The organism is Methylobacterium indicum (assembly GCF_017347565.1).
GTDB lineage: Bacteria > Pseudomonadota > Alphaproteobacteria > Rhizobiales > Beijerinckiaceae > Methylobacterium > Methylobacterium indicum.
Window position 1 is genome coordinate 3698651 of sequence record NZ_AP024145.1, and the last position, 18890, is coordinate 3717540.

Below are 18890 nucleotides of genomic sequence, written 5' to 3' on the forward strand. Positions count from 1 at the left end.
CTGAGGTGCCGGCCGATCGGAGATCGGTTGGCCTCGACGGAGGGCTCCAGAAGCCTCGGCGATCCCTGGAACCCTCCTTCGAGGCTCCCTCCGGTCGAATGCGATCTTCGATCGCCAGCACCTCAGGATGAGGCGGCGGGCGGGACGCTCCGCACGATCGGTCAAACAGGCTCCCCGCGACGATGCCCGACATCCGCCTCTTCGGCATCCGCCATCACGGCCCCGGCTCGGCCCGCTCGCTCCAGGCGGCGCTCGCGGACTTCGCACCCGATTGCCTGCTGATCGAGGGGCCGCCGGATGCCGACGCGCTGATCCCCCTCGCCGCCCACGAGGGCATGGCGCCGCCGGTGGCGCTCCTCGTCTACCGGCCCGACCGGCCGCGCGACTGCGCGTTCTTCCCCTTCGCGGCCTTCTCGCCGGAATGGGTGGCGATGCGCCACGGGCTCACGGCGGGCGCCGCGATCCGCTTCATCGACCTGCCGCACGCGATCCAGCTCGCCGACGGGTTCGGTGCGCCGCCGGAGAGCGAGGCTGCGCCGATCGAGGCCGAGCCGGTCGCCGAGGCGGCGGAGGATCCCGCCGGCACCCTGCCCGCCCCGGCCGCGATCCGCCGCGACCCCCTCGGGGAACTCGCCGCCGCCGCCGGCTATCCGGATGGCGAGCGCTGGTGGGACGCCCTGGTGGAGAGCCGGGCCGGCGCCGACGGCGACGTGTTCGCGGCGATCGCCGAGGCGATGGCGGCCCTGCGCGACGGACCCGACCCGGAGGACGGAATCCGCGAGGAGGCCCGCGAGGCCCATATGCGGGTGGCGATCCGCAAGGCCGCCAAGGAGGATTTTTCGCGGATCGCCGTGGTGTGCGGCGCCTGGCACGTCCCGGCGCTGGCGCGCCACGACGCCAAGGGCCAAGCGAGCGCCGACACCGCCACCCTGAAGGGCCTGCCCAAGACCAAGGTCGCCGCCGCCTGGGCGCCCTGGTCCTACGAGCGGCTGGCCACCGCCTCCGGCTACCGCGCCGGGGTGCTGTCGCCGGAATGGTACGACACGCTCTGGCACCACGAGGGCCGGGTCGCCGCCCGCTGGCTCGCCCGCGCCGCCGCTTTGCTGCGGGAGGAAGATCTCGACGCCTCGCCGGCCTCGGTGATCGAGGCGGCGCGCCTCGCCGAGGCGCTGGCGGCGTTCCGGGGGCGTTCCCGCCCCTCCCTGGACGACCTCGACGAGGCGACGCAGGCGACCCTCTGCTTTGCCGATCCGGGGCCGATGGGGCTGATCCGGCGCAAGCTCGTCATCGGCGAGCGGCTGGGCGCCACCCCGCCCGACTGCCCCGGCACGCCGGTGGAGGCCGACTTCGAGGCGCAGTGCAAGCGCCTGCGGCTGAAGCCCGGCGCGTCCGCCGGCGACCTCGTCCTCGACCTGCGCAAGGAGACGGATCTCGCCCGCAGCCACTTCCTCAACCGGCTGGCGCTGATCGGCGTGCCCTGGGGCACGCGGCGCGAGGCGCGCGGGCGCGGCACCTTCAAGGAGGCGTGGTTCCTCGCCTGGCAGCCCGACTGGGTGGTGGAGCTGGTCGCGGCCTCGGCCGAGGGCGGCACGATCGCGGAGGCCGCCGCCTCCCGGGTGAAGGGCCGGGCGCGGGGCGCGCAGCGCGTCTCCGACCTGTCGGGCCTGATCGGCACGCTGCTCGACGCCGACCTGCCCGAGGCGACCGCCCAGGTGACCCGGGCGCTCGACGACCGCGCCGCGGTCTCGGCCGACGTGTTCGACCTCATGGAGGCGCTGCCGGCTTTGGCCGAGCTCGCCCGCTACGGCTCGGTGCGTTCCTCCGACACCGAGCCGGTTCTCGCCGTGGTGCGGGGCCTGGTGCCCCGGGCCGCCGCCGGCCTCGTGGCCGCCTGCCAGAGCCTCGACGACGATGCCGCGCATACCGCGAAGACGCGCATCGTCGCGGTCTCGGGCGCGGTCGCGCTTCTCGAAGACCCGGAGCTGAAGGCGACCTGGCAGGACGCCCTACGGTCGCTCGCCGACCAGGAGCACGTCCATGGCCGCGTCGTCGGGCGGGCCGTGCGGCTCCTGTTCGACGACCGCGCCATCGCGGCCGAGGAGGCCGGTACCCGCCTGCGCCTGGCTCTGTCGCGGGCCGCCGGGGCCGCACCGGCCGCCGCCTGGATCGAGGGCTTCCTGGAAGAGAGCGGCCCCGTCCTGATCCACGGCCAGGGCCTGCTCGGCATCGTCGACGACTGGCTCGCCGGCCTCGACGAGGCCCTGTTCACCGAATTGCTGCCGCTGGTGCGCCGCACCTTCGCGACGCTGGCCCCGGCCGAGCGCCGGGCGATCGGCGAGGCGCTGGCGCGGGGCGGCGGCCCGGGTGCGGGGAGCGCGGACGGGCCCGAGGGCTTCGACGCGGCACGCGCCTCGGCCGTGCTGCCGATCCTGCGCCTGCTGCTCGGGCCTGCCACGACGACGGGAGACACGGCATGAGCGAGACCGACCGCCTGCGCCGCTGGCGCCTCGTCCTCGGCGGGGGCGCGGCGGAGGGCACCGGCTGCTCGCTGGGCGAGCGCGACCTCCATCTCGACCGGGCGCTGGGCGCCCTCTACGATTCCGACCGCAAGGGAGGTCTGGGGGCTTCCGCCCCCTCCGTGCCGCGCTGGCTCGGCGACATCCGCGACTACTTCCCCGCCTCGGTCGTGCAGGTGATGCAGCGCGACGCCTTCGAGCGGCTCGACCTCAAGCGGATGCTGACCGAGCCGGAGATGCTCGAAGCGCTCCAGCCCGACGTGAACCTCGTCTCGACCCTGATCTCGCTGCGCGGCCTGCTGGGCGGGCGCACCAAGGAGACCGCCCGCCTCGTGGTGCGCAAGGTGGTGGACGAGCTGATGAAGCGGCTGGAGGAGCCGGTCCGTCAGGCGGTCACCGGGGCGATCGACCGCGCCAGCCTCAACCGCCGGCCGCGCCACGCCGAGATCGACTGGCACCGCACCATCCGGGCGAACCTGCGCCACTACCAGGCCGAGTACCGCACCATCATCCCGGAGACCCGGCTGGGCCACGGCCGCAAGAGCCGCGGCTCGTTGAAGGACGTGATCCTGTGCATCGACCAGTCCGGCTCGATGGCGAATTCGGTGGTCTATTCGAGCATCTTCGGGGCGGTGATGGCCTCGCTGCCCGCGGTCTCGACCCGGCTCGTGGTGTTCGACACCCAAGTGGTCGATCTCACCGACGAGCTGGACGATCCCGTCGAGGTCTTGTTCTCGGTCCAGCTCGGCGGCGGCACGGACATCAACCGGGCGATGGGTTATTGCGCGTCGCGCATCACCCGGCCCGAGGACACCATCCTGGTGCTGATTTCCGACCTCTACGAGGGCGGGGTCGAGGCCGGGCTGCTGGCCCAGGCGCACCACCTCGTCTCCACCGGCGTCCAGGCGGTGGCCCTGCTGGCCCTCTCCGACGAGGGCGCACCGGCCTACGACCGGGCGCTGGCCGCCCGCCTCGCCGGCCTCGGCATGCCGGCCTTCGCCTGCACGCCCGACCTCTTCCCCGACATGATGGCGGCGGCGATCCGCAAGCAGGACCTCGCCGCCTGGGCCGCGGGCGCCGGCATCGCCGCGGTGCCGCCGGTGGGGCACGACGGGACGGCGTAGCCCGCCCCTCGCCCTGCGGGCTCCCCGACACGCCAGGGCTGTCGGAGGAAGGTGGCACGCCTCCCCTCTCCCACAGGGGAGAGGGGAGGCCGCGCCTTGACTGCAAGAGTTTCTCCAAACAGCGCTGCCGTGGGCGACGGGAGGCGCGCCACCGCCCGGCCGATCACGGCCGCGCGCCGCGGCCCCCGCACGATCCTTGCGAAAACGTGAACGGATCCACCGCGTCAGCCGGCGCCTCACCCCAGATTCTTATTCCACGATGCCGCGTGCGCGAGAACACATCGCACCGCAGCACGCCCGCCTATATTCCAGTCACCGCAAGAGAGCGGGCCACAGATCCCGGTCCGCAGCGCACACAGGAGCCTGAATACCAGATGAAGACCCGTATCGCCGCTGTCGTCACCGCTTTTGTCCTTGGCGTCGCCCCGATCTCGTCCGCCATGGCATTCAGCGCGAACTCCCCGGCCAACCCGTTCGCCCCGCGCGACGTCGAGACCACCGGCTCGATCGGCGCGATCGGCTCGGCCAACACCAGCGTGCCGTTCTACGGCGCCTGCCCGATGAGCTCGGCCTCGGAGGGCAATGCCAACCAGCAGAACTTCCCGGTCAAGCAGTACGGCCAGACCTCGGGCGGCCACCGCTGCTAACGGAGACCCATCAATGAGTGAGATGAAGCTTCTGCGCGCCGTGTCCTACGGCATGATCGGTGTCCTGGCCGGCGGCCTCGCCATGACGGCCTTCGGCACCGCCAGCGCCCTGATGAACATGTAAGGACCGACCGACAAGGAGAGGACCGCCCCCCGGGGGCGGTCCTCTTTCGTATGCGCAGGACCGGCGGCGATCGTCACCGTGGCCTGAAATACACACACCCTCCGGAAGCTCCGGCTTACCCGGAAATCGCCGCAAACCGCCGTCACCTCTTCGACCCGACGGCGCGAGGCTCACGTCGGCCCCGGGCCGCACCGTCCGGTGCTCGATCGGGCGGGCAAGCTTGGCACTTCGTTAAGCACTCACTCGCATCCTCGCGCCCACATTCTTCGGAGACCCTCAGCGTGCGCGCTCTGACCTCTCACGGCCTTCCGCGCCTCGGCGCGGGCGCGGCGCTCGCCGCCGCCCTCTTCGTCACCGCCGCCCCCCAGGCCCAGGCCCGCGACAATGTCGGCGCGGCGATCATCGGCGGCGCGGCGGCCGGCATCCTCGGCGGCGTCGCCGCCGGCGCGATCATGAACGGCGCCCAGGCCGCCCCCCCGCCGCCCCCGGCCTACGCGGTGCCGCCGCCGCGCCGGGTCTATGTCGAGGAGCCCGAGACCGTGTACGTGCGCCCGCGCCGCGGCCCGATCTGCCACTTCGAGCGCCGCAAGGTGTGGCTCGACGACGAATCCTTCACCTACAAGCGCGTCGAGGTCTGTGAGTAACCGCAGGCACCTCGCACGGTTGTCAGGGCCGGCACCCGGGGACGGGGCCGGCCCTTTTCATATCGTCACCCCGTCCTTCACCAGGATCCAGTCCTCGATCACCACGGCGTCGAGGCCGGTGGTGGCGAACATCAGGATCGCGTCCTCGGCGGTGTGGAGGATCGGCTTGCCCATCACGTTGAAGCTGGTGTTGAGCAGGATCGGCACGCCGGTCCGCTCCGCGAAGGCGCGGATCAGGGCGGCATAGGCCGGGTTGCGCGCCTCGGTCACGCTCTGGAGGCGGCCGGTGCCGTCCTCGTGCACCACCGCCGGCACCCTGTCCCGCACCTCCGGCCGCCAGACCAGGGTGCGCTCCATGTAGGGGCTGTCCTGGTAATCCTCGAACCAGTCGGGTCCGGCCTCGGCCAGGATCGAGGGCGCGAAGGGGCGGAATGCCTCGCGGTACTTCACCTTGCCGTTGAGGATCGCCTTGGCGTCGGAAGGGCGCGGGTCGGCGAGGATCGAGCGGTTGCCGAGCGCGCGGGGCCCGAACTCCGCCCGCCCCTGCACCCAGCCGACGAGCCCGCCCGCCGCCAGGATGTCGGCGGCGGCCTGCGTCACCCCGTCATGGCCGAGATGGCGCAGCCGGGGCTCCCAGCCGACCATCCGCTCCAGGGGCTCGGTCGAGACCCGCGAGCCGAGATAGGGGGTGGCCAGCACGCCCGGCCCGGTCCAGTCCGGGTGATCCTCCTGGAACGCGAGCCAGGCCGCGCCGAGCGCGTTGCCGTCGTCGGCCGGCGCCGACGGGACGTGGAGGCGCCGGAAGTCGCTGCGTCCGAGAAGCCGGCCGTTATAGGAGGAATTCAGCGCGCAGCCGCCGGTGACGACGAGATTCTCGTGGGGAGAGAGCCGCCAGGCCTCGGCGACGAGCACGTCCATCATCTCCGAGAAGATCGCCTGGCCGCAGGCCGAGAGATCGGCCCAGCCGTCCTCGTCGGCCTCCGCCGGGCGGCGGGCGCGGATCTCCTCGGCCACGGCCTGGACCGTGGCGGCGTCCGAGAAGCGCAGGCGGCCGTTCTCGATCCGGTAGAGCCGGCGCAGGGCCGCCATCAGCTCGGGATCCTGCCGGCCATAGGGGGCGAGCCCCATGATCTTCCATTCCTCGCCCTTGGCCTGGTCGAAGCCGGCGAGATCGGTGACGAAGCCGAAGAAGAAGCCGACCGATTCGCGGCCGCGATGGCGCTTGACCTCGACGAGGCGCCCCGCCTCCATCCGGTAGATCGCCGAGGCACCGGTCTCGCCCATGCCGTCGACGACGAGGCAGGTCGCGTCCCGGAACGGCGAGCCCCACAGGCCGTAGGCGGCGTGCGTCAGGTGGTGGGGGTAGCGCCTGAGTCCCGCGATGGTGGAGCGGCCACCATGGGCCCGGTCGAGGCCGAGCAGCGTGCCGTAGCCCGCCCGCCCCTGCGCCAGCGCCAGCTCGGCGATGAAGGTGCGCTCGGCCCGCTCCGGCACCAGCGAGCGGTTGAGGGCCGGCGAATGGGCCTTCAGCGCCTCGAGCCCGAAGGCGCCGGTCCCGGCCTGGTCGGCAAGGTAGCGGCTGAAATCCGGCCCCCAGGTGGTGGCGACCACGAGCTCGGCGCCCGGCGGCAGGTGGGCCTTGAGCAGGCCGGCCATGCGGGGCGCCGAATCCGGCTCGCAGTTCGGGGCGCGCTTGTATTGCAGGTAGCGCTCCGTCGCCTCGGCGAAGAGCACCGTGCCGTCCGGCCCGACCAGGGCGAGGGCCGGGTCGTGGAAGGTGGTGGCGAGGCCGAGATAGTAGCGCATCGGGTCCGTCGATTGGGTCACGCCGCCGCTCTAGCAGCGTCGCCCCGCCCTGTCAGGCGGGGCCCGAGCGTGGCACGGGCGCATCGGGGGCGGGCTCTCGCTGCGTGATCCCGCCGGATTTCGCCCTCGTTTCCGATGCCGATATGCTAGCCCTGTCATCGGGGTACGGCCCGTCGGGCCGTCGGACGAACATGGGGCGGCGCTCTCCTCGCGGGGCGGCACGGACAGCACGGTGCGCGACATCCTGACCGCCCTGGCGGGCCTCGTCATCCTGATCCTCGCCGCGGCGCTCGTCGCGCCGCCCTTCATCCCGTGGGAGGCCTATCGCGGCTCCCTCGACGCGGCGCTCAGCCGCTCGCTCGGGCTCGAGGTCCGCAGCGACGGCCGCCTGGAGATCCGCCTGCTGCCCTCGCCGCGCCTGCGGGTCGACCACCTGCGGCTGACGGGCGGGCGCGACCGGCCCTCCCTCGACGCCCGCTTCGTCAAGGCCGAGATCGCCCTGACCCCGCTCCTCTCCGGCGAGATCCGCTTCACCGAGACCCGGATCGGCCGCGGCGAGGTCACCCTGCCGACGACCGAGGCCGGCGGCCTCCTGGCGCTGCCGGACTTCGCGGGCGAGGGCCACGACCTCGCGGTCGAGGATCTGCGGGTGGCCCAGCTCCTCGTCACCACCCGGGTGGCGGCGACCGGGCGCACCGACCAGGTCTATGCCGAGACCGTCCGGCTCTCCGCCCCGCGGCTGACCGGCCCGTGGCGGGCGGAGGGCAGCGTCGAGGGGGTGCCGTTCCGCGTCACCACCGGCGAGCCGGGCCCCGACGGGGCGGTACCGGTGAAGCTCGGGGCCGGCGGCGACACGGTGCCCCGGCTCGATCTCGACGCCCGGGTGAGCCTCGTCCCCGGGCCGGAGGGCGGCCGCGTGCCGGAGGCCGCCGGCAATGCCCGCCTGGTGGTGGGGCCGCCGGCCCAGGCGGCGGGCGCGGCCCTGCCGTTCTCGGTCCAGGGCGGGTTCAAGGCGAAGGGCCGGCTCGCCACCTTCGAGGCCCTGACCCTCGAGGTTCCGGGCGAGGCGCCCCTGCGCTTCACCGGCCGGGGCAGCCTCGACCTCGCGGGCGCCCGGGCCGCCTTGAGCCTCGAGGCCCGCCGCCTCGACCTCGACGGCTTCCTGATGAGCGGCGCCGGCCAGTCGCTCCTCGGCCGCGGCCTGTCGCCCGGCGCCCTGCCGGGCACCCTGTCCCTCGACGTCGCGGTCGACAGCCTGACGCTCGCCCGCGAGGAATGGGCCGGCGCGGCCCTGAGCGCCGTCCTGCGGCCCTCCGGCGCCGTGGCGTTGCGGCGGCTCGCCGGCACGGCGGCGGGCGGCCTGGGTCTGGCGCTCTCCGGCGACGTGACGCCGAGCGGCGGCCTCTCGGGCCACGTCGCCCTCGATGCGCCGGCCTCCGACCGCCTCGCCCGCCTCCTCGACCGGCTCGGCCTCGGCGGCCCCCTCGCCGGGCTCCTCGACGGCCGGCCGTTCTCGGCCGAGGCCGACGTGGCGGCGGCCCTGCCGGTCCTGTCGCTGCGCAACGCCCGGGTGGCGCTGGGCAGCGCGAGGATCACGGGGTCGGCCCGCTACAGCCCGGCCGGGCCGGACCAGCCCCGCCCGCGCTTCGACGCCCAGATCATCGCCGACGGCCTCGACGTGGCGGAGCTGCCGCCGATGCGCGGCGCGGTGGCCGCCCTGCACGACCACGATGTCGGGCTGACCCTGCTCGCCCGCGACCTGCGCTACGGCCCGGCCGGCCCCCGCACCGGCGAGATCGCCGCCAGCCTGCAATCGGAGGGCGCCGCGATCCGCCTCGACAGCCTGGAGGTCCGCGACCTCGCCGGGGCCCGGGCGAGCCTGTCGGGCCGGATCGGCGCCGACGGCGCCGGGCGCATCGCCGGGCAGGTGAGCGCCCCGGTCGCCGCGCCGCTCGTCGACCTCCTGGCGCACACCTTCGTGGACGAGGCGCGGCTGGTGCCGGGCTTCCTGCGCGACGGTCCGGTCGCCCTCGACGTGACGCTGGAGCGGGAACCCGGCACCGACCAGGACCGCCTGCGCGGCCAGGCCCGCGGCACTGCGGCCGGCGGGCGCCTCGCCCTGTCTCTCGCCGCCCATGCCGGGCGGCTCGACGACCTCGACCTCCGCCTCGACGGCGTGCCCTCCGGCCGCTGGCTCGACCGGGCAAGCGATCCGGCCCTCGCGAGCCCGGCAAGCGTCCACATGGCGGGGCGCCGCGACGGCGCGCAGGGCCCGCTGCGCCTGACCCTCGACGGCGAGATCGCCGGGGCGACGGTCGGCACCGCCCGGGCCCTGGTGCTGCCCGCCGCCGGCGGGCCGCCGCAGGACGGCGCCCTCACCGTGGCGAGCGCGGACCTGCGGCCGCTCGCCGGCCTCTTCGGCCGCGCCGTCCCTCCGCGGGAGCCGGTGCCGGCCAAGGTGACCCTCGGCCTGTCGCGCACCGGCGAGACCCCGCGCCTCGCGGTGACCGGCACCGTGGGAGGATCCGCGGTCGACGCGACGCTGACCCGCAACGCGGGGGGCGACGTCGCCGGCACGGTGGCCGTCGAGACGCTCGCCCTGCCCTGGCTCGCCGAGGCGCTGGTCCTGAACGGCGGGACGGCCCCGGCCGGGCAGGATGCGTCGTCCATGGGCTGGTCCAGCGCCCGGTTCGGACCGGCTCCGGCGCCGCCCGCGACCGGTCACGTCGCCATGACGGTGCGCCGCCTCGATCTCGGCCGCGGCCTCGCGTCGGACTGGGCGCGGTTCGATCTCGGCTTCGGGTCCGACGGCCTTGCCATCCGCGATTTCACCGGCGGGCTGGCGGGCGGGCGGCTCACCGGCAGCGCCACCCTGGCGCGCCAGGGCGGGCAGGCGACGCTCGCCGCCGAGGGCGGCCTGACGGCGGCCTCCCTCCCGGCGCTCACCGGCGGCGACGCGGTGAAGGGCCAGGTCACGCTGCGGCTGCGGCTCGGCGCGGCGGGCGACAGCCAAGCCGCCCTCGTCGGCAACCTCGCCGGCAGCGGGGCGCTGGAGCTCGCCGGCCTGAGCGTGCGCGACCTCGACCCCGCGGGAGTGTCGCGGGCATTGACCCGGCTCCTGTCGGAGGACGACCCGCTGCGCTCCGGCCGCGTCGCCCAGGTGGTGGCGGAGGAACTCGACCGCGGGCCGCTGGTGGCGGCCGGGCCGGTCTCGGTGCCGGCCTCGGTGGTCGGCGGGGTCCTGCGCACCGGCGGCCTGACCCTCGATCTCGGCCCCGCGACCTGGACCGGCCTGGTGCAGGTCGACGCCAAGGCGTGGCGCCTCGACGCCCGCGGCACGCTCACCGCAACGGCGACGCCCCGCGCCTGGACCGCGCCGGCCCCGACGCTGGGCCTGGCGCTCGCCGGCCCCCTGGCGAAGCCGCAGCGCGACCTCGACCTCGTGCCGCTCTCCAACGTGCTGGCGGCGGTGGTGCTGCAGCGCGAACTCGACAAGATCGAGACCGTCGAGTCCGACCGCAACGAGCTCGCCCGGCGCCGCAGCCGCCTGGAGATGGACCGCGCCCGGGCCCTCGAGGAGGCGCGCCAGGCTCGGCAGCGGGCGGAGGAGGCGGCGCGGGCGGAAGCCGCCAGGGCCGCGGAAGCCGCGAGAGCGGCCGAGGCGGCAAGAGCGGCCGAGGCGGCGAGGGTAGCGGAGGCGGCGAGGGCCGCCGAAGCAGCGAGGGCCGCGGAAGCCGCCAAGGCTGCCGAGGCTGCCCGCGTGGAGGCCGCCCGCGCGGCGGAGGCGGCGCGCCGGAAGGCCGAGGAGGACGAGGCCGCCCGCCGCCAGGCCGGCGGCGCGTCGGAGACGGACAGCCCCTGACGCGAACCGGCAGCGGTCGGCCGGGAGGGTGACGATCGCCCTCGGTTCCGTCCGGCCGCCCGGCGTGGTAGCGAGGCGCCTTTCCCCTCGAACCCCTTCGTCCCGCGCATGAATCCCATCTTCGCCGACCTGCCGACCACCGTGTTCGAGGTGATGTCGGCGCTCGCCCGCGAGACCGGCGCCGTGAATCTCGGTCAGGGCTTCCCGGACGATCCGGGCCCGGCGGATGTGCGCGCCAAGGCCGCCGAGGCGGTGGTGGAGGGCTGGAACCAGTACCCGCCGATGATGGGGCTGCCCGAGCTGCGCCGGGCCATCGCCCGGCACTACGCCCATTGGCAGGGGCTCGACCTCGACCCGGATGCGGAGGTGATGGTGACCTCGGGCGCCACCGAGGCGCTCGCCGGCGCCCTGATGGCCCTGATCGAGCCCGGCGACGAGGTCGTGCTGTTCGAGCCGATGTACGATGCCTACCTGCCGCTGGTGCGCCGGGCCGGCGGCGTGCCGCGCTTCGTCACCCTGACGCCGCCGCATTTCAGGCTAACCGAGGAGGCGCTCGCCGCCGCCTTCTCGCCGCGCACGAAGGTCGTGCTGCTCAACAACCCGCTCAACCCCTCGGCGACGGTCTTCCCCGACGAGGACCTGGCCCTGCTCGCCGGGTTCTGCGAGCGGTTCGACGCCGTGGCCGTCTGCGACGAGGTCTGGGAGCACGTCGTGTTCGACGGGCGCCGCCACCGGCCGCTGATGGCCTTCCCGGGCATGCGCGAGCGCACGGTGAAGATCGGCTCGGCGGGCAAGATCTTCTCCCTCACCGGCTGGAAGGTCGGCTTCGTGATGGCCGCCCCCCGGCTGATGCGGGGGCTGTCCAAGGCGCACCAGTTCCTCACCTTCACGACGCCGCCGAACCTCCAGGCCGCGGTCGCCTACGGGCTGGCCAAGGACGATGCCTATTACGAGGGAATGCGGGCCGACTTCGCCCGGGCCCGCGACCGCTTCGCCGACGGGCTGACGGAGCTCGGCTTCCGGGTGCTGCCCTCGGCCGGCACCTACTTCCTCAACCTCGACATCGCGCCGCTCGGCGAGAGCGACGACGTGGCGTTCTGCGAGCGGCTGGTGCGGGAGCACGGCGTCGCGGCGATCCCCGTCAGCGCCTTCTACGCTCACCGGCCGGTGCGCAACATCGTGAGGTTCTGCTTCGCCAAGCGCGACGATACCCTCGACCGGGCGCTGGAGCGCCTGCGCGGGCTCGCGCCCGGGCGCGCCGCCTGATGCGGAGCCTCCTTGTTGAACAGGCAGGCCGGGGCCACATCCTGGGGCATGAGCACCACGCACACGCTCCGGAGCCCCGGGATGACCTCTTCGCAGACGGCCGGCCACGTCCCGCCCTTCGGGGCCGGTTCCTTTGGCACCGGGGCCGGTTCCTTCGGCACCGGGGCCGGTTCCTTCGGCCCCGGGGCCGAGTTCCAGGCGGGTGGATTTCAGGAAAAGAGCTTCCCGCAGGACGACCCGATGGGGCTGCGCGCCAAGGCGGGCCAGGCCATGGCCGGCTCGACGCCCGAGCAGGTGATGGCGCGGCTCGAGCTGCTGGCTCACATCCTCGACACCGCGATCCTGCTGCCGGGCAACCGGCGCATCGGGCTCGACGCGATCGTCGGCCTGATCCCGGTGATCGGCGACGCGATCACGACCGCGATCTCGTCCTACATCGTCTGGGAAGCCCGCCGCCTCGGGGCGCCGCGCTGGCTCATCGCCCGGATGGCGGCGAACGTGGCGATCGACGGCGTGGTCGGCGCGGTGCCGCTGGTGGGCGACCTGTTCGATGCCGCCTTCAAGGCCAACCGCCGCAACGTCGTGCTGCTGCGCCGTCACCTCGAGCGCAGCGGGTCGCTCAAGCCCAGCGTGATCGACGTCACCGCGACGCGGATCGACTGATCCTGCCTCGACTGCTCTCGACCGCCTGCCCGGGGGACGCCGCATGAACCAGCGCCCTCCGACCCCCGAGCTCGACGCGATTCCCGTCACCTCGCCGGCGGCCGCGCCGGTCAGCCTGCCGCTCCCCGGCGCGATGGGACACCGCCGGCTGTCGCCGCTCAACCGGCGGCGGCTGGCGAACTTCAAGGCGAACCGGCGCGGCTACTGGTCGTTCGTGCTGTTCTGCCTGCTCTTCGTCACCAGCCTGTTCGCCGAGTTCATCGCCAACGACCGGCCGATCGTCGCCTCCTACAAGGGCGAGATCCTGTTTCCGATCGTGGTCGACTACCCGGAAGAGAAGTTCGGCGGCTTCCTCGCCCGGACCGATTACCGCGACCCGGTGATCGTGAAGGAGATCGCCGAGCACGGCTGGGCCCTGTGGCCGCCGATCCGCTTCTCGTACAACACCCACAACCTCGACCTGCCGGTGCCGGCCCCCGCCCCGCCGACCTGGCTGCTCACGGACGCGCAGTGCAAGACCGTCGCCGCGAAGACCGGCGGCACGACCTGCCGCGACATCGAGTGGAACTGGCTCGGCACCGACGACCAGGGCCGCGACGTCGCCGCCCGGCTACTCTACGGCTTCCGCCTCTCGGTGCTGTTCGGCCTCACCCTGGCGCTGGTCTCCTCGGTCATCGGGGTGCTGGCCGGGGCGGTCCAGGGCTATTTCGGCGGCTGGGTCGATCTCGTGTTCCAGCGCGTGATCGAGATCTGGACCGCGATCCCGTCGCTCTATCTCCTGATCATCATCTCGTCGATCATCACGCCGAGCTTCTTCGTGCTGCTCGGGATCCTGCTGCTCTTTTCCTGGGTGTCGCTCGTCGGCGTGGTGCGGGCGGAATTCCTGCGCGCGCGCAACTTCGAGTACGTGCGGGCGGCCCGCGCGCTCGGGCTCTCGAACGCCCGCATCATGTTCCGCCACCTCCTGCCCAACGCCATGGTGGCGACGCTGACCTTCCTGCCCTTCGTGCTGAACGGCTCGATCACGACGCTCACCTCCCTCGACTTCCTGGGCTTCGGCCTGCCGCCGGGCTCGCCGTCGCTCGGCGAGATGCTGGCGCAGGGCAAGGCCAACCTCCAGGCGCCATGGCTCGGCCTGACGGGCTTCGCCGTCATCGCGGTGACGCTGAGCCTGCTGATCTTCGCCGGCGAGGCGGTGCGGGACGCCTTCGATCCGAGGAAGACCTTCCGGTAGGGGGGCTGCCTCGGGGCCGGAAGGGGTTTCCAGCGGCGCGGGAAAGCGGCACTCTCCCCGGCATGAGCCTTCACGCCTACCTGCTCTTCGTCGCCTCCTCCATCGTCCTGGTTCTCGTGCCGGGACCGGACATGGCCTACATGCTCACCCGCACCGTGGTGCAGGGCCGCCGGGCGGGGAGCATGGCCGTCCTCGGGATCAATGCCGGCTCGTACGTGCATCTCGCCGCAGCCGTCGCCGGCTTGTCCGCGCTGCTCCTGGCATCGACGACGGCCTTCACCGTCGTGAAATGGGTGGGCGCCGCCTATCTCTGCTATCTCGGCATCCGCGCCCTGCTGAGCCGCACCCCCATGACGACGCTCACGGGCAGCGAGATGAGCGGGCGGAGCCTGCGGGCGGTGTTCTGGCAGGGATTCTGGAGCGACGTCCTCAACCCGAAGGTCGCGATCTTCTACGTCGCGCTGCTGCCGCAGTTCATCGATGCGCAGGCCGGGCATGCCACGCTGCAACTCGTCCTGCTCGGCGTGACAAGCAACATGGTGGCGGTCGTCATCAACCTCGGGCTCGTCGCCGGAGCGGCGCGGATCACGACGAGGCTTCGTCGCAGCGCCTGGGTGGCGCTGTGGCTTCAGCGTGCGATGGGCGTCCTGTTCATCGGCCTGGGGGCTCGGCTCGCCGCGCAGAAGGCGTAACCGAGCCTCAGGTTTCGGCCCGATCCGCCTCCCCCCTCAGACCACCAGCCCGCCCACCGGCCGCAATGCCTCGGTGCCGGGAAAGACGCTGCGCGCCAGCACCGCCGGGGAGAGGCCGAACAGGTCCGCCGCCAGGCCCTTGGCGACCGCCCGCAGGTCGGTGGTCGGGGCGAGGTCGCGGCCCTGGTGGAGCTGCGCGGGGGCGAGGCCCGGCCAGTCGGCCAGCACCCGGCCGCCGCGCACCGCGCCGCCGAGGAGGAACGCCACCGTGCCGGTGCCGTGGTCGGTGCCGGTGGTGCCGTTGACCCGGGCGGTGCGGCCGAACTCGGTGACGACCAGGATCGCGGTGTCGGCCCAGCGCGGGGCCAGCACCTCGGCGAAGGCGGAAAACACCCCGTCGAGCCCGCCGAGCAGGCCGGCGAGGCGGCCGGTGGCGCCGCCCTCGTTGGCGTGGGTGTCCCAGCCGTCGAGGGCGAGGGCGGCGATGCGCGGGCCGTCGTCGGCGGCGACCAGCCGGGCCGCACCCTCGGCGAGGCCGCGCAGCCCCCCGGCCTCCTTCGGTCCGCCCTCCTTCGATCCGCCCTTGGCGAGCGCATCGACGTCGAGGCCGCGGGCGAGGGAGGCGGCGAGCGCCGGGTCGCCGGCCTCGTAGAGGGCGAGCACCCGCCGGGCGAGCTCGTCGCTCGCCCGCGGCATCCGCGGCGGCGCCCAGCCGAGGACCGGGGCCGGCCCGCGCAGGATCAGGGGCGGCACGACCCCGACCCCGAGCGCCGTGCGGGGCGCGATCCCCTCCCCGGCCGGCAGGGCGGCGACGAGGCGGTTGAGCCAGCCGCTGGCGGTGTGGCCGGGGCCGGGCTGGCCGCTCTCGAGCACGTCCTGACCGTCGAAATGGGAGCGCTCGCGGTAGCCGGTGGCGCAGGCATGGACCACCAGCGCCTGCCGGGCGGCGTAGAGCCGGGCGAAGGTCGGCAGGGCCGGATGCAGGGCGAAGAAGCCGTCGAGGGGCAGGGCTGGTGCCGGCCCGTCGCGGGTGAGCGCGATGCCGGGCCGCAGGTCGGCGTAGGCGGGATCGCCGAGCGGCGCCACCGCCGAGAGCCCGTCGAGGGCGCCGCGCAGCACCACCACGACGAGGCGGGCGTCGCGGGCGCCCGGGGCGGCGGTGGCGGTGCGGGGGATCGCGCTCCAGGCGAACAGCGCGCCGGCGGTGCCGAGGATGCGGCGGCGGCTCGGATGGGTCTCGCAGAGGTCGGCGTGGTTGCTCATCGGTGTCACCGTCGCTGGAACTCGGGCGCCATCAGCAGCAGGGCGATCCCTTGCGCCCGGCTCTCCGCCCGGCGCAGCGCCGTGCGGGTCTCGTCGGTGGCGAGCGGGCCGAGCACCGCATCGGCGAGGGCGAGCGGATCGGTGCCGGCGGCGAGCTGGCCGGCCCGGGCGGCGAGGTCGAGGCGGGCCCGCAATCCCTCGGGCGAGGCCCAGGCGCCCGCCTCGTCCGGGTAGCCGTTCGGGGCCGCGGCCGCCCAATAGGGCTGGCCGAGGCTCGCGAGCCCCGCCATCACCACCCGCGGGTCCGGCGCGAGGCCGAGCCCGCGCATCGCCGCGACCATGAATTCCTGCGGCGAGCGCACCTTGCGCTGCACCGGATCCCAGGCCTCCGGCGCCTCGACCAGCGCCAGCGACACGCGGGCGAGGTCGCCGTCCTGGTCGAGGAAGGTCTGGGCGAGGCGCGCCACCAGGGCGGGGGGCGGATCGTCGGCGACGAAGTGGCGGGCGAGCCGCAGGGCGACGTGGCGGGCGGTGGCCGGATGGGCGGCGAGGTCGGCGAGCGCGAGCCGCAGCTGCTCGGGCCCGACATCGAGGTAGGTGCGGCCGAGCAGGGTCACGGCGCCGGGCTCGTGCTCGCCGCGGCGGAAGGCGGTCGCGCCGGGCAGGCCCTCGGCATTGCCCTCGCGCGTGAGCGACCAGCCGGTGAGGATGCGGGCGAGCGCCGTCACGTCGTCCTGGCCGTAGCCGCCCCCGGCCCCGAGGGTGTGCAGCTCCAGGATCTCGCGGCCGAGATTCTCGTTGAGGCCCTTCTGCCGACGCTGGCCGGCCGGCGAGTTCGGGCCGACCGAGGCGACGTTGTCGAGGTAGATCAGCATCGCCGGATGGGTGGCGGCGGCGAGCAGGAGGTCGCGGAAGCGCCCGAAGACGTGCGGGCGGATCGCCTCGCGCTCGAAGGCTCCGGCGCTGACCCGCAGCCGCGGGCCCCGCGCCACCGAGACGGTGAAGTGGTTGGCCCAGAACCAGACCAGGCGCTCGGCAAACCCGATCGGCGCGCCCTGCGCCAGGGCGAGGCGGGCCGCGACCTCGGCCCGGTAGGCGCGCTCCTGGATCGGCGGCGCCGGCGGGCCCTCCGGCAGGCTCGCCTCCGGCGCGCCCTCCCGGGCGAGCTTGCGTGCCTGCTCCTCGGCCCGCAGCGCCGAGAGCAGCGTCGGCGCGGCTTCGAGGTCCGGCCCGCTCGGCACGGCGACTGCGCCGGCCGTCACCTCCCGGCGCAAGGCGTCCCGGATCGGCTCCGCGGAAGCGAGATCGCCCGGGCGCGCGCCGAGCCCGAACCGACCGAGGGCGAGCGCCGTCCGGCGCGGATCGACCGTCATGCCCCGTACCCTCGCCCACCCCTCGCGGGCCGGCCGCCATGACGCGCCGCGCGGGCTGAACCGATGCTGAGCGGCAGATGACGATTTCGTAAGGTGCAGCCGGCGTTGGCGGTTCGGACGGGGCGGACGGTCAGCCGGCGAGCGCGAGCAGCCGGTCGGCGTCGACATGGGCCGCGAGATGGTCGGCCAGCCGGTCGAGCACCCGCTCGATCACCGCCTCGTAGGCCTCCGGCCCCGGCGCGGCGCCGAGGCGGGACAGCCACAGGGCGCGCTGGCCCTCGTCGGCGAAGAGCCCGTGCACGTAGGTGCCGCAGACGAGCCCGTCGGCCGAGACCGCGCCGTCGGGTCGGCCGTCGGCGAGGCGCACGAGCGGGCGCGCCGCGTCGGGGCCGGCGGTCTCGCCCACATGCATCTCGTAGCCGGTGAACGGGGTCTCGTCCGGCAGGCTGACGCCGCGGGCCGCCGCCAGCCGCTTCTCGGGCGTGAGCACCGTCGCGACGTCGAGGAGGCCGAGGCCCGCCACCGTGCCGGGCGGGCCCTCGATGCCGTGCGGGTCGCTCAGGGAGGTGCCGAGCATCTGGTAGCCGCCGCACAGGCCGAGCACCCGCCCGCCCCGGCGGCGATGGGCCAGGATGTCGACGTCCCAGCCCTGCGCACGCAGGAAGGCGAGGTCGGGGATGGTGGTCTTCGAGCCCGGCAGCAGCACGAGGTCGGCCCCGGCGGGGATCGGCCGGCCGGGCTCGACCAGGACCACGCTCACCCCGGGTTCGGCCCGCAGGGGGTCGAGGTCGTCGAAATTGGCGATGCGGGGCAGGACCGGCACCGCCACGACCTTGCCCCCCGGCCGCTCGGCGCCCTTGAGGCCCAGGACGTCCTCGGCCGGCAGCCGCGCCGCCTCGGGAAAGTGCGGGATCAGCCCGAGCGATTCCCAGCCGGTGCGGGCGGCAATGAGCTCCATCCCGTCGGCGAACAGCGCGGGGTCGCCGCGGAAGCGGTTGACGAGGAAGCCGCGGACCATCGCGGCATCCTCCGGGTCGATCACCGCCTTCGTGCCGACGAGGCTCGCGATCACCCCGCCGCGGTCGATGTCGCCGAGGAGGATCACCGGGGTGCCGGTGGCGCGGGCAAATCCCATATTGGCGATGTCGCCCCGGCGCAGGTTGACCTCGGAGGCCGAGCCCGCGCCCTCGACGAGCACGAGGTCGGATTCCGCCCGCAGGCGCCCGAAGCTCTCGACGACCGCCGCGAGCAGGCGCGGCTTCCAGTCCTGGTATTCCCGGGCCCGGGCCGTGCCGACCATGCGGCCCTGCACCACGACCTGCGAGCCGATCTCGCTCTGGGGCTTGAGGAGCACCGGATTCATGTGGACCGAGGGCGCGACGCCCGCGGCCCGGGCCTGGAGCGCCTGGGCGCGGCCGATCTCGCCGCCATCGGCCGTGACGGCGGCGTTGTTCGACATGTTCTGCGGCTTGAACGGCCGGACCCGCAGGCCGCGGCGGGCATAGAGGCGGGCGAGCCCGGCAACGATCAGCGACTTGCCGACATCCGAGCCGGTGCCCTGGATCATCAGGGACCGGGCGCTCACGCGACGCCTCCGGCGGTCGGCCGCTTTCCCACGCGCATCGGTGCTCCGGGTGACGGGGCCGCGCCGCCGCGGCGCGATCCGGAAAAAATTC

At 74.4% G+C, this 18890-nt stretch carries 13 protein-coding genes; 9 read left to right on the forward strand and 4 right to left on the reverse strand.

The annotated features are described in order from the left end of the window. The first annotated feature begins 182 nt into the window (after positions 1-182). The 4 genes from miv_RS17330 to miv_RS17345 all read left to right on the forward strand — a co-directional run bounded on the left by miv_RS17330 (position 183) and on the right by miv_RS17345 (position 5055). A complete protein-coding gene (locus miv_RS17330) occupies positions 183-2477 on the forward strand; it encodes a DUF5682 family protein (RefSeq protein WP_207177917.1) in 2295 nt (764 codons plus the stop codon). Continuing rightward, complete coding sequence (locus miv_RS17335) at positions 2474-3640, forward strand: VWA domain-containing protein (protein WP_207177918.1); 1167 nt, start codon at positions 2474-2476, stop codon at positions 3638-3640. Before miv_RS17330 ends, miv_RS17335 begins: the two co-directional genes overlap by 4 nt. 374 nt (positions 3641-4014) lie before the next feature. Continuing rightward, positions 4015-4287 carry a hypothetical protein gene (locus miv_RS17340; RefSeq protein WP_048430861.1) on the forward strand — a complete coding sequence of 91 codons (273 nt, stop codon included), beginning with the start codon at positions 4015-4017 and terminating at the stop codon, positions 4285-4287. A 405-nt stretch (positions 4288-4692) separates the two neighbouring features. Next, on the forward strand, positions 4693-5055 hold the full coding sequence (locus tag miv_RS17345; protein WP_207177919.1) for a hypothetical protein: 363 nt from the start codon (positions 4693-4695) through the stop codon (positions 5053-5055). Between the two features lie 57 nt (positions 5056-5112). Here the strand turns inward: miv_RS17345 and miv_RS17350 are convergent, their stop codons facing one another. Then, the gene (locus miv_RS17350; RefSeq protein WP_207183526.1) at positions 5113-6861 is read right to left on the reverse strand and encodes a carbamoyltransferase family protein; all 1749 of its coding nucleotides are present in this window, start codon (positions 6859-6861) and stop codon (positions 5113-5115) included. A 232-nt stretch (positions 6862-7093) separates the two neighbouring features. On the opposite strand from miv_RS17350, the gene miv_RS17355 reads away from it, so the two are divergent. The 5 genes from miv_RS17355 to miv_RS17375 all read left to right on the forward strand — a co-directional run bounded on the left by miv_RS17355 (position 7094) and on the right by miv_RS17375 (position 14578). Continuing rightward, positions 7094-10723, forward strand: a complete 3630-nt coding sequence (locus miv_RS17355) for an AsmA family protein (protein ID WP_207177920.1) — start codon at positions 7094-7096, stop codon at positions 10721-10723. A 108-nt stretch (positions 10724-10831) separates the two neighbouring features. Continuing rightward, positions 10832-11989 carry an aminotransferase gene (locus tag miv_RS17360; RefSeq protein ID WP_207177921.1) on the forward strand — a complete coding sequence of 386 codons (1158 nt, stop codon included), beginning with the start codon at positions 10832-10834 and terminating at the stop codon, positions 11987-11989. A 240-nt stretch (positions 11990-12229) separates the two neighbouring features. Further along, positions 12230-12652, forward strand: coding sequence for a DUF4112 domain-containing protein (locus tag miv_RS17365; protein WP_207183527.1), 423 nt, complete (start codon positions 12230-12232; stop codon positions 12650-12652). Between the two features lie 43 nt (positions 12653-12695). After that, positions 12696-13886: an ABC transporter permease gene (locus miv_RS17370; RefSeq protein WP_207177922.1), complete on the forward strand. Its 1191-nt coding sequence runs from the start codon at positions 12696-12698 to the stop codon at positions 13884-13886. Between the two features lie 62 nt (positions 13887-13948). After that, the gene (locus miv_RS17375) at positions 13949-14578 is read left to right on the forward strand and encodes a LysE family translocator (protein ID WP_207177923.1); all 630 of its coding nucleotides are present in this window, start codon (positions 13949-13951) and stop codon (positions 14576-14578) included. A 36-nt stretch (positions 14579-14614) separates the two neighbouring features. Here miv_RS17375 and miv_RS17380 read toward each other — a convergent pair whose 3' ends face one another. From miv_RS17380 to miv_RS17390, 3 genes are all read right to left on the reverse strand, one after another. Further along, positions 14615-15841 (reverse strand): DUF1501 domain-containing protein, encoded by a 1227-nt coding sequence (locus miv_RS17380; RefSeq protein WP_207177924.1) that lies wholly within the window; start codon positions 15839-15841, stop codon positions 14615-14617. Between the two features lie 5 nt (positions 15842-15846). Further along, a complete protein-coding gene (locus miv_RS17385) occupies positions 15847-17214 on the reverse strand; it encodes a DUF1800 domain-containing protein (protein ID WP_207177925.1) in 1368 nt (455 codons plus the stop codon). Positions 17215-17344: 130 nt separating this feature from the next. After that, positions 17345-18781, reverse strand: a complete 1437-nt coding sequence (locus tag miv_RS17390) for a cobyric acid synthase (RefSeq protein ID WP_207183528.1) — start codon at positions 18779-18781, stop codon at positions 17345-17347. Positions 18782-18890 lie beyond the last annotated feature (109 nt).

Bases quoted from the DNA above. Each gene is read 5' to 3' on its own strand.
- miv_RS17330 (WP_207177917.1), top strand. From the start codon at position 183: ATGCCCGACATCCGCCTCTTCGGCATCCGCCATCACGGCCCCGGCTCG.
- miv_RS17350 (WP_207183526.1), bottom strand. From the start codon at position 6,861: ATGCGCTACTATCTCGGCCTCGCCACCACCTTCCACGACCCGGCCCTC.
- miv_RS17360 (WP_207177921.1), top strand. From the start codon at position 10,832: ATGAATCCCATCTTCGCCGACCTGCCGACCACCGTGTTCGAGGTGATG.
- miv_RS17380 (WP_207177924.1), bottom strand. From the start codon at position 15,841: ATGAGCAACCACGCCGACCTCTGCGAGACCCATCCGAGCCGCCGCCGC.
- miv_RS17335 (WP_207177918.1), top strand. From the start codon at position 2,474: ATGAGCGAGACCGACCGCCTGCGCCGCTGGCGCCTCGTCCTCGGCGGG.
- miv_RS17385 (WP_207177925.1), bottom strand. From the start codon at position 17,214: ATGACGGTCGATCCGCGCCGGACGGCGCTCGCCCTCGGTCGGTTCGGG.
- miv_RS17375 (WP_207177923.1), top strand. From the start codon at position 13,949: ATGAGCCTTCACGCCTACCTGCTCTTCGTCGCCTCCTCCATCGTCCTG.
- miv_RS17390 (WP_207183528.1), bottom strand. From the start codon at position 18,781: ATGATCCAGGGCACCGGCTCGGATGTCGGCAAGTCGCTGATCGTTGCC.
- miv_RS17370 (WP_207177922.1), top strand. From the start codon at position 12,696: ATGAACCAGCGCCCTCCGACCCCCGAGCTCGACGCGATTCCCGTCACC.
- miv_RS17340 (WP_048430861.1), top strand. From the start codon at position 4,015: ATGAAGACCCGTATCGCCGCTGTCGTCACCGCTTTTGTCCTTGGCGTC.
- miv_RS17365 (WP_207183527.1), top strand. From the start codon at position 12,230: ATGGGGCTGCGCGCCAAGGCGGGCCAGGCCATGGCCGGCTCGACGCCC.